The 9657-nt window shown below is 74.5% G+C and carries 9 protein-coding genes; 5 read left to right on the forward strand and 4 right to left on the reverse strand.

The features are described 5' to 3' along the window. Positions 1 to 108: 108 nt before the first annotated feature. The gene (locus AB0E96_RS33745; RefSeq protein WP_359829610.1) at positions 109 to 735 is read left to right on the forward strand and encodes a hypothetical protein; all 627 of its coding nucleotides are present in this window, start codon (positions 109 to 111) and stop codon (positions 733 to 735) included. Positions 736 to 773: 38 nt separating this feature from the next. Here AB0E96_RS33745 and AB0E96_RS33750 read toward each other — a convergent pair whose 3' ends face one another. Further along, positions 774 to 1985, reverse strand: a complete 1212-nt coding sequence (locus AB0E96_RS33750; protein ID WP_359829611.1) for an FAD-dependent monooxygenase — start codon at positions 1983 to 1985, stop codon at positions 774 to 776. A gap of 161 nt (positions 1986 to 2146) precedes the next feature. On the opposite strand from AB0E96_RS33750, the gene AB0E96_RS33755 reads away from it, so the two are divergent. Together AB0E96_RS33755 and AB0E96_RS33760 are read left to right on the forward strand one after the other, a co-directional pair. Continuing rightward, on the forward strand, positions 2147 to 2917 hold the full coding sequence (locus AB0E96_RS33755) for a TetR/AcrR family transcriptional regulator C-terminal domain-containing protein (protein WP_359829612.1): 771 nt from the start codon (positions 2147 to 2149) through the stop codon (positions 2915 to 2917). Between the two features lie 79 nt (positions 2918 to 2996). Next, complete coding sequence (locus AB0E96_RS33760; protein ID WP_359829613.1) at positions 2997 to 3797, forward strand: HEAT repeat domain-containing protein; 801 nt, start codon at positions 2997 to 2999, stop codon at positions 3795 to 3797. A 170-nt stretch (positions 3798 to 3967) separates the two neighbouring features. Here AB0E96_RS33760 and AB0E96_RS33765 read toward each other — a convergent pair whose 3' ends face one another. Further along, positions 3968 to 4333 carry a hypothetical protein gene (locus tag AB0E96_RS33765; protein WP_359829614.1) on the reverse strand — a complete coding sequence of 122 codons (366 nt, stop codon included), beginning with the start codon at positions 4331 to 4333 and terminating at the stop codon, positions 3968 to 3970. Between the two features lie 270 nt (positions 4334 to 4603). Between AB0E96_RS33765 and AB0E96_RS33770 the strand changes: the two genes are divergently transcribed. After that, positions 4604 to 4873 (forward strand): GlsB/YeaQ/YmgE family stress response membrane protein, encoded by a 270-nt coding sequence (locus tag AB0E96_RS33770; RefSeq protein ID WP_359829615.1) that lies wholly within the window; start codon positions 4604 to 4606, stop codon positions 4871 to 4873. 192 nt (positions 4874 to 5065) lie between these two features. Here AB0E96_RS33770 and AB0E96_RS33775 read toward each other — a convergent pair whose 3' ends face one another. Beyond that, entirely contained in the window at positions 5066 to 6946 is a 1881-nt protein-coding gene (locus AB0E96_RS33775; protein ID WP_359829616.1) for an amino acid transporter, read from the reverse strand. A 453-nt stretch (positions 6947 to 7399) separates the two neighbouring features. On the opposite strand from AB0E96_RS33775, the gene AB0E96_RS33780 reads away from it, so the two are divergent. Then, entirely contained in the window at positions 7400 to 8947 is a 1548-nt protein-coding gene (locus tag AB0E96_RS33780) for a N,N-dimethylformamidase beta subunit family domain-containing protein (RefSeq protein ID WP_359829618.1), read from the forward strand. A gap of 13 nt (positions 8948 to 8960) precedes the next feature. On the opposite strand, the gene AB0E96_RS33785 is transcribed toward AB0E96_RS33780, so the two are convergent. Next, positions 8961 to 9657: WW domain-containing protein (locus AB0E96_RS33785; RefSeq protein WP_359829617.1), on the reverse strand; the 697-nt coding region annotated here is incomplete at its 5' end.

Consider the following 9657-nt stretch of genomic DNA (forward strand, 5'->3'; position numbering starts at 1 on the left):
GTTGATCTCTGTGCTGGCCGTTGGCGCCGTTGTGGTGTGGCCGGGTAGGCCGGTGCGGGGCCCGCCGACTGCCGGGGCGCCACCCTGCTCCAGCTGCGCTCCTCCCCCGTGGTCGCAGAGAAGGACGCCTTCCTGCTGGCCGACCTGGGCGGCCTGGTCCCCGCCCACCTCACCTACGCCCCGCCGGAGGAGCAGGCCCGACCGCAGCACGCCCGAGCGGAGCAGGCCCGGCCGGAACGCGAACCGGGCGAGGCCACCGGCCAGGAAGCCCTGCGGGCCTGGGCCCGGGCCGGCTGCGCCGTCCCCGACGGCACACCGGGCGTCAAACGGCTTGACCTCTGGGCCTTCGCCGTCCAGCCGCTGCCGCAGAACGCGGGCTCGGCCTCCTGGGTCTGTCTGCGCGCCGACCGCTGGGACGGCGCGGGCAGTGCGGCCACCGCCGTCGTCCTGCCGGGCGCCGGCGGGCCGCAGCGCACCGGTGGGGGCCCGGGTCGGGCGTGCAGCCGCTTCGAGCCGGACACCGTCGCCTGGACGTGGTGGCGCTCCCCGCACGGGACGGAGTTCGTGCTCGCGGCGGGCAGCCGCCGGGTCACCCGGCTCGCCGTCAAGGGCCCGGGCTGGTCCGCCGACCGCCCCGCGCCGGACCGCACCTTGGCCGTCGAACGCCCCGCCCGGGCGACCGTCCAGGTGGAGGCACAGCTCGACGACGGCACCCGGATCGTCCCACCGCACTGAGGCCCCTCCTCCGCACGGGCTCCCACCGCCCGCACGGATCACCGCCCCGGCCACCCCACCGCCGCCGCCCGACCGGACGGCTCCCGCTCGTAGTCGGGCAGTTCGACGCTGCTGACCCGCTTGCCCAGTTCCAGCATCCGATCCAGCGCCCAGCGCCGGTTGAGCAGCGCGTTGCGGAAGCGCAGCCCGGTGGCCGTGCGCGGCGCGAGGAAGGGCCCGGTCCGGTCCCCGCCCTTCTGGCAGCCCTGCGCGTAGCCGCGCAGCCGCTGCTCGTACCGCTCGAAGGCGGCCCGGTGGTCGCCGTCGGCGCGGGCGAGCTCGCCCGCGAGGACGTAGGCGGCCACCACCGCCGTCCCGGTGCCCATGCCGCCGATGGTCGCGCCGCAGGCCGCGTCACCGATCAGGGCGATCCGGCCGGTCGACCAGGCGGGCACGTCGGCGCGGCTGATCGAGTCGAAGTACGGCTCGGGGGCGGCGTCCAGGCTCTCCAGCAGCTGCGGCACCCGCCAGCCGAGGCCCGCGAAGGCGGCCCGGACCAGCGCCTTCTGCTGCGCCGGGTCGTGGCGGTCGTAGCGCAGTTCGGGCGAGGCGAAGAGGCAGAACGCGCCGGCCCGGTCCGGGTCGCGGTGGGCGGCGCCGACGGACATCAGCCGACCGGGGACGTTGAGGCCGACCGAGCCCACCGGCAGCCCGAGGTCGTTGGGCAGTTGCCAGGTGGCCGCGTAGTAGCCGAGGTGGCGGACGTAGCGCCGCTCGGGGCCGAAGGCGAGCCGGCGGACGTTGGAGTGCAGTCCGTCGGCCCCGATCACCAGGTCGAACTCGCGCGGCGCGCCGTGCCGGAAGGCGACCCGGACCCCGCCCGTGGTCTCGTCCAGCGCCGTGATCGTGTCGCCGAAGACGTACTCGGCGCGGGCGCTGCTGTGCCGGTGGAGCAGCTGGGCCAGCTCCCCGCGCGGGACCTCCAGGTCGCCGCCGGCGAACTCGGCGGGCAGGTGCAGCAGTCGGCGTCCGTCGGGGGCCACGAAGGTCATCGGACTGCCGCCGGTGCCGAGCGTGCGCAGTTCCTCCAGGACGCCCATCCGCTCCAGCACGGTCAGGTGGGTGCGGCCGCGGAAGTCGACGTCCTGACCGCCGTCGCGCAGCGCGGGGGCCAGTTCGACCACGGTCACCTCGAAGCCGTACCGGCCCAGCCAGTGGGCCAGTGCGGGGCCGGCGATGCTCGCACCCGAGATCAGGACCTTGGTGCTCATGGAAACCACTCCGTCCGAGGATCGAAAAACTGTGTCTGGCGGACACTGTTCGTTGCTGTGTACGGTAGACACAGTTGGATCGGAAGGGCAAGCCCCTGGCGGAAGCACGGACCGGACACCCGGTCGGCAGCCCGCACGGACCCCGGAACGGGAGCGGACGAATGGCCGAGGCGGCGAACGGGACGGTGCGGCTGCTCTGGGGGCCGCCGGCCAAACCCACCCGGGGGCCGAAGCCGACCCTCAGCCTGGAGCGGATCGCCGCGGCGGGAGTCGAGGTCGCCGACGCGGAGGGGCTCGGCGCGGTCTCCATGCAGAAGGTCGCCGGACTGCTCGACTTCACCAAGATGTCGCTCTATCGATACGTCCCCGGCAAGGCCGAACTGATCGCCCTGATGGTCGAGTCGGCCGTCGGCGCACCGCCGGAACCACCGGAGGGAGGCGACTGGCGGGATCAACTCACCGCCTGCGCGCACGACTTGGCCGACTCCTTCACCCGGCACCCGTGGCTGCTGGACGCCACCGTCGGCGTCCGCGCGATCGGCCCGAGGGAACTCGCCTGGCTGGAGAGGCTGGTGGGCGCGCTCGACGGCCACGGGCTCACCGGCCCCGAACGGATGGACGCCGCCGTCCTGCTCACCGGGCACGTACGCGGGATCGCCGCGCAGTCTCGCTCCGCCGGACCGGCCCGCACGCCCGAGGCCGAACTCCTCGCCGCCCTCGGCACCGTGGTCCAGGAGAACGCCGACCGCTTCCCCGCGGTCGCCGCCGCCATGGCGGACCCGGGCGGCCGCGACCGGGCGCTCGAGTTCGGCCTGGAGCGCATCCTGGACGGGCTCGCCGCCCTGATCGAGCGCCGCACGACCGCCGACCCCGCCAGCAACGGCCGAACGACGACCGGCCGAACGAACACCGGTCGCACGAACGCCCTCTGACCCGCGCCCCGGACGACCGTCGGCTCCCGTCGGAAAACCGTTCGGACCGCCGCCCGTTCACTCGCTACCATCGCGGCCCATGGCGATGTTCGTGCACCTGACCGCCGCGGCGAACGCGCCGCGCATCCGCCGCGCCGGCATCCGCGCCGACAGCTGGGGCCAGGACGGCGTGCGCGGGGTGTACTGCTTCCCCGTGCTGCCCTCGTACACGCTCACCCACCAGTGGCTGCGCGAGCTGGCCCGGTTCGGCCCCAAGGGCGCGCTGATCGCGGTGCACCTCCGGCTGGACGACGAGCAGGAGGTGCTGGCCGGGCACTACGGCGGCCGCGCCCGGGACGCCCACCGGCCGCTGCGCGCCGCCGAGGCGGTCCGGCGGATCGGTGCCCTGGCCGACCCGCGCGGCTGGGAGGTGTTCCTGCCGCGCGCGGTGGGAGCCCGCGAGGTGCACCGGATCCGCGCCGTACCGCAGGTCACCGGCTGGCGCTACCTGCCGGGCGCCCACGGCACCCGGCCCTGCACCTGTTTCGGCTGCCGCGTCCGCGGCGAGTACGGCAGCCGCCGGCTGCGCGAGCGCCACCCGCACCCGTTGGACGGCCCGCCGCCGCCCTCCCCCGTGCTGCTGGCCCGGATCGCGGCGGCCGGCGAACCGGGCGATCCCGCCGAACTGCGCTCCGCACTGCACTGGTTCGGGCTGCGCCGGCGCGGTCCGGTGGACCGCCTCGCCCACCTGGCCGCCCACCCGGACCCTGAGGTGCGGGGGGAGCTGGTGTGGGCCGTCGCCCGCTGGTCCACCCCGGGAGTCTCCGAGCTCCTTGACCTCCTGGCCGAGGATCCGCACCCGGACGTCCGCGGGGCCGTCGCGGCGGTCCGGGACCACTGAGGTCCCGGCCGCCGTCACGCCGTCCGCCGGTGCGCCGAGGTCAGGTCGCGCACCAGCGCCGGATCACGGCCGCCACCGGGCCGCACGGGTCACGGGCCGCACGGGTCAGGGACCGCCGGACCGCCCGGGTCACGGCGCGCCACCGGCCCGCACGCCCGCGCGGCGCGCCGTCAGGAGACGCGCTTGAGCTGCCAGGAGTTCTTCTCCAGGCTCGGCACCGCCGAGTAGTTGCAGCCGGAGCCGTAGAAGGTGCTCACGATCGTCCAGCCGTCCGGCGGCCAGGTGGAGGCGCAGGCGTTGACCACGGTGCCGACGGGGTAGCCGGTGAGCTGCATGATCTTCTTGGTGTTCGGGGTGAACCCGGAGCCGCAGCCGCCGCTGTTCCACCACTGGACGTCCACGTAGCCGCTCGGCGTGAGCGAGGACGAGCAGCTGGTGCTGGTGTCGCCGGGTGCGGCCTGGGCCGTTCCCGCGGTCAGGGTCAGCGCGGCGGCGGTACAGCCCAGGGCCAGGACGACGGAACGAAGGCGTGTCACGGGGTCGGCTCCTCTCGGTGACGCGGAGCGTCCGCGTCCCGCCCATTCCTATCCGTGCGACCGCGGTGACGGACAGCGGCTTTCCGGCCCGACCCGCGGCGCGTTCTCGCCCATCCCCGCCGGGAGCGGTCCGCCGTCACTCCGCTGACCTGCGCGGTCCCCCGTCGACGTGCCCGTTCGCCGGATCCGGGTGATCATGGGACGAACCGTGTCATCGGCGATTCGGCGCACCGGGCCGTCGGCCCCGGGAGTGCCCGGAAGGTGGAATCGATGTTCCAGCTCCTGTGGATTCTGCTCATCGGCTTCGTGCTCGGCGTGCTCGCCAAGCTGATCCTGCGCGGACCGCAGTCGATCCCCTGGTGGCTGACCATGCTGCTCGGCGCCGCCGGGGCGTGGCTCGGCAACGCCGTCTCCGGCTGGATCGGCGTCCGCCACACCTCGGGCATCGACTGGATCCGGCACATCCTGCAACTCGCCTTCGCCGTCGCCCTGATCGCCTTCGTCGCCCCGGCGTGGACCAAATCCCACCAGAACCGCTGACCGGCAGACGGACCGTCCGCCCCCGCAGGCCGCGCACCCGTGCCACCGGCCGGCGGGGGCCGGGCCCGCCGGACCACCGGACCATCCCCGACCGAACCACCGGACCATCCGCGACCGGACCACCGGACCACCGGCGGCCGGACCACCGGCGGCCGGACCACCGGCGGCCGGGCCATCGGCGGCCGGGCCCGCTCAGCCCACGTGGACGGCCGGGCGGCGCGAGCGGTCCGGCTCGGCCTCGCGCAGCACCTCGCGGGTGACCGGGGCGATCTCGCCCTGCCCGAACAGGAAGAACCGCAGGAACTGGGCGAAGGGGTTTCCCTCGGTCCACTCGAAGTAGATGTGCGGCTGCTGCCCGGTGAGGTCGCGCACCCGGAGCAGCAGTGCGGCCAGCGCGTTGGGCACGCTGGAGCTCTGCAGCGCCAGCACCCGGTAGCGGTCGTGCAGCACCTCGCCGTGCACGGTCAGTTCGGCCTCGAAGTCGGACGGGTCGAGCACGGTGACCTCGACGAAGACCAGGTCGTCCTCGGCCGGGATGTCGTTGTCCCGCCGGATCTGGTGGATCTTGTCGCGGTACTCGGCGATGTCCCGGCTGTTCGGCTCGTTGGCGATCAGGCGCAGCGGGCGGTGGGTGTAGTCCCGGACGAAGCGTGCCGCCACGTCGTCCAGCACGACGTCGGTGACGCGCAGTTCGAAGGCGCGCTTGAGCCGGGACAGGAACGAGACCAGCATGATGCCCGCGATGAAGCAGGCGCCGATCTTGACGCCGTCCGGCCGCTCGGCGATGTTCACGGCCGTGGTGTAGAGGAACACCGCAGCGATCACGCCGAAGCCGGCCCGCCAGCGGCGCTGCCCGGCCTTGTGGGCGGCGATGGTGACGGCGATGGCGGCGGAGCTGATCAGGACCAGCACGCCGGTGGCGTAGGCACCGCCCTGGGCGTCCACGTTGGCGTCGAAGATCCAGGTGACCAGGAAGGCGATGAGGGTGAGCACGATGACGGTCGGCCGCACCGCCCGCGCCCAGTGCGGGGCCATGCCGTAGCGCGGCAGGTAGCGCGGCATCAGGTTGAGCAGTCCGGCCATCGCGGAGGCGCCGGCGAACCAGAGGATGGCGATCGTGGAGAGGTCGTAGACGCTGCCGAAGCCGCTGCCCAGGTACTCGTGGGCGAGGTAGGCGAGCGCCCGCCCGTTGGCCTGGCCGCCGGCCTTGAACTGGTCGGCCGGGATGAGCAGCGTGGTGATGAAGCTGGTGGTGATCAGGAACACGCTCATGATCACCGCCGCGGTGGTCAGCAGTTTGCGGGCGCCGCGGATCCGGCCGGTGGGCTTCTCCTCGGTGTCGTCCGGGTCGCCCTCGATGTGCGGCATCACGGCGACGCCGGTCTCGAAGCCGGACAGGCCGAGTGCCAGTTTGGGGAAGACGATCAGCGCCACCCCGATCATGGCGATCGCGTTGCCGTGCTCCACGGTCAGCGCGTCCGTCCAGTCGCTGAACACGTGCGGGGCCCTGAGCACGTGCCAGAGGCCGTTGGCGACCACCACGACGTTCAGCGAGAGGTACACCGCGACCAGCACCACGGCCAGGCCGATCGCCTCGCTGAAGCCCTTGAGGAAGACGGCGCCGAGCAGCGCGATCATGATCATGGTCAGCATGACCTGCTTGCCGGTCAGCGCGCTGTGCAGGTGGGGGTTCTCCACCAGGTGGGCGCTGGCGTCGGCGGCGGACAGGGTGATGGTGATCATGAAGTCGGTCGACGCGAAGCCCAGCAGGGTGAGCACGAAGAGCTTGCCCTGCCAGAACGACAGCAGCCGCTCCAGCATCGCGATCGACCCCTGGCCGTGCGGGCTCTCCTGGGCGACCCTGCGGTAGACGGGCAGCGCCCCGAGCAGGGTGACGACCACCAGCACGATGGTGGCCAGCGGCGAGACCAGCCCGGCCGCGAGCGCCGCGATGCCCGGCTGGTAGCCGAGCGTGGAGAAGTAGTCCAGGCCGGTCAGGCACATGACCCGCCACCAGCGCTGGCCCTTCTCCTGCTGCGGCTCGGCGTGCGGCCCGGGGTGCTGCTTGGCCATGTCGGACAGGCCTTCCAGCAACCAGGCCCGGAACCGCCCGCCCCGGGAGGCGGGCTCCGTCCCCTGCTCGGCCGACCCCGACGAAACCACGTGCACCCCTGTCCATGACGCGACGGTCCGTGAACCGGCCGGGCGCGCACGCCTCCGGGCCCCGGCGGCCGCCGGACGGCGGGCCTGGTCAGGCTAGGGGACCGGCCCGCCCGGGCCGGTCAACCGCGCGGGCCGACACGCCCGGGTGCGCCCGTACGGCCCTCCCCGGCGGCCCACTGCCCCCACGGACACCCCGGGCCCGCGCGGCGGCCTGCGCGGACCTCCCGAAACACGCGAGGATGTCCGCGCGCACCCGACACGCCGGGTCGACGCGCCCGTGGACTCGCGCCCGGGCAAGGGCAGGGAAACGAGGAGGTCGCGGTGGTCGAGCCGAGCCGGCGGAGGATTCTGGGCCTGGGTCTGATGGCGGCCGCCGTCACCTCCTGCGGCCCCCGCCGCCCGGACCCGGCCGCCGGCCCGCAACCGCCCACCGCCTCGGCAGCGGAGGCCTCCGCCGACCCCGGCACCGGCGGCCGGGCCGCCGACGGGCACACCGGCACCGCAGCGGCCGACGAGCGCTCCCGTCCCGGCAATCCGGACTGGGAGATCACCGACCCCGGCCCGGACGGTGCCATCGAGGGCTTCGCCGACCGGGTCAGCGTCCTGCCCGGCGAGCCCTTCGGCCTGCACGTCTCCACCCCCGCCGCCGCCTTCACCGTCTCCGCCTACCGGATGGGCTGGTACGACGGCGCCCGCGCCCGGCTGGTCTGGCGCCGCGAACACGTCCCCGGCGGCAAGCAGGCCGCGCCGCACGTGGACCCGGCGACCCGCACCGTCCTGACCGGCTGGCAGCGCACCCTCGCGGTGGACACCGCCGGCTGGCCCGAGGGCGCCTACCTGCTGCGCCTGGACGCCGAGGACGGCTCCGGCCGCCGCTACGTCCCGCTCACCGTCCGCTCGGCGAGCACCGCCGGCCGGACCGTGGTGATGAGCGCCCCGGCGACCTGGCAGGCCTACAACGAGTGGGGCGGCTACAGCCTCTACAACGGCCCGTCCGGCGGCCTGGCCGGCCGCTCGCTGAAGGTCGTCTTCGACCGGCCGTACGACTACGACCACGGTGCCGGGCTGTTCCTGGTGTACGAGGCCCCGCTGGTCGTCCTCGCCGAGCGGCTCGGTCTGCCGCTCGCGTACACCACGGGCGTCGACGTGGCCCGGGAGCCCGGTCTGCTGGCCGGGGCGAGCGCCGTCCTGTCGCTCGGCCACGACGAGTACTGGTCGCCCGAGCAGCGGGCGAACGTGGCCGCGGCCCGGGACGCCGGGACCAACCTGGCGGTCCTGGGCGCCAACTGCTGCTTCCGCCGGGTCCGGTTCGAGCCGACCGACCTCGGGCCGGACCGCACGGTGGTCTGCTACAAGGACGCCTGGGAGCAGGACCCCGGCCGCCGGGCGGGTGCCCCGGCGACCACCGACTTCCGGGCCGGCCCGGGCGCCGACCCCGAGAGCTCGCTGCTCGGTGTCATCTACGACGGCTACCCGGTGGACGCCCCGTACGTCGTCACCTCGCCCGGGCACTGGGCCTTCGAGGGGACCGGCGTCGCGGCGGGAGCCTCGTTCCCGCACCTGGTCGGAGTGGAGTACGACAGGGTGAACACCGGCTTCCCCACCCCGCGCCCGATCGAGGTGATCGCCCATTCCCCCGTGGTCTGCGAGGGCCGCCGCTCCCACTCCGACACCGCCTACTACACGGTGCCGAGCGGGGCCGGGGTGTTCGCCACCGGAACGATGCGCTGGGTGGAGGCGCTGGAGGCCCGCGGCCCCGGCGGCGGCCGGGCCGACCACGGCATCGACTCGCACGCCGGGGACCTCGTCCGGCAGGTCACCGAGAACGTCCTGCGCGCCTTCGCCGCCGGCCCGGCCGGCCGCACCCACCCCGCCGGGGACAACCTCGACTCGGTCTACGGCGCGGCGTAGCGCGGAGCCGGGCTCAGCCCGCGGCCGGCGGCGTGAAGGTCTCCGCCGGGCCGAAGTCCGTGTAGCGCTCCTTCGTCACGGCCGGCTTGCCGGCCACCACCGTCGACACCTCGCCGCGGACGACCCGGCCGAGCCGGTCGATCCACAGCTGGACGTCGGCCCCGTCCACGCCCTGGTTCTGCCGCCCGTCCCCGTACTTCGGGTTCGCGCGGCGGAGCTGGTCCGCCGAGAGCCGGGCGGCGAGGTGGAACACCGGCACGCCCGCTTCGGTCTCCATGCCCTTGCGGGCGGCGGGCCCGGCGTCCAGCAGGACCCTGGCGTAGCCGTCGTTGTCCTCCACACCCTTCCCGGCTTGCGCCGGGGGCTTCTCGTCCCTCGTCCAGGTGGTCTCGCCGGTCTCCTTGTTCCGCCGGTAGATGGCCTGGTCGATGGTCACCGTCTCCTCCCAGGCCAGGACGAGGGCCCCGCGGACCATCTTCGTCTCCGCGCGGGCTCCCTCGGCCGGGGTGTTGTGGTTCGACCGCCCGGTGACGGTGGTCACCTCCTTCTCGGCGCCCTCACCCGCCTCGACGCTCGTCTCCAGGGTCGCGGCGTACGGCTCGCGGGAGCGGTGGGCGATCGCGGCCGCGGGGTCGAAGCTGGACCGGCGGACGGTGGAGCGGCTGGTCACCGCCCTCGACCGGGCCGGGGCCGACGCGGACGCCGCCGTG

The sequence above is a fragment of the Kitasatospora sp. NPDC036755 genome (assembly GCF_040636595.1).
In the GTDB taxonomy this organism is placed as follows: Bacteria; Actinomycetota; Actinomycetes; order Streptomycetales; family Streptomycetaceae; genus Kitasatospora.

What these genes read in the sequence shown, in the direction of transcription:
- AB0E96_RS33750 (WP_359829611.1), bottom strand. Translation starts at nt 1,985, where the DNA reads ATGAGCACCAAGGTCCTGATCTCGGGTGCGAGCATCGCCGGCCCCGCA.
- AB0E96_RS33755 (WP_359829612.1), top strand. Translation starts at nt 2,147, where the DNA reads ATGGCCGAGGCGGCGAACGGGACGGTGCGGCTGCTCTGGGGGCCGCCG.
- AB0E96_RS33760 (WP_359829613.1), top strand. Translation starts at nt 2,997, where the DNA reads ATGGCGATGTTCGTGCACCTGACCGCCGCGGCGAACGCGCCGCGCATC.
- AB0E96_RS33770 (WP_359829615.1), top strand. Translation starts at nt 4,604, where the DNA reads ATGTTCCAGCTCCTGTGGATTCTGCTCATCGGCTTCGTGCTCGGCGTG.
- AB0E96_RS33775 (WP_359829616.1), bottom strand. Translation starts at nt 6,946, where the DNA reads ATGGCCAAGCAGCACCCCGGGCCGCACGCCGAGCCGCAGCAGGAGAAG.
- AB0E96_RS33780 (WP_359829618.1), top strand. Translation starts at nt 7,400, where the DNA reads ATGGCGGCCGCCGTCACCTCCTGCGGCCCCCGCCGCCCGGACCCGGCC.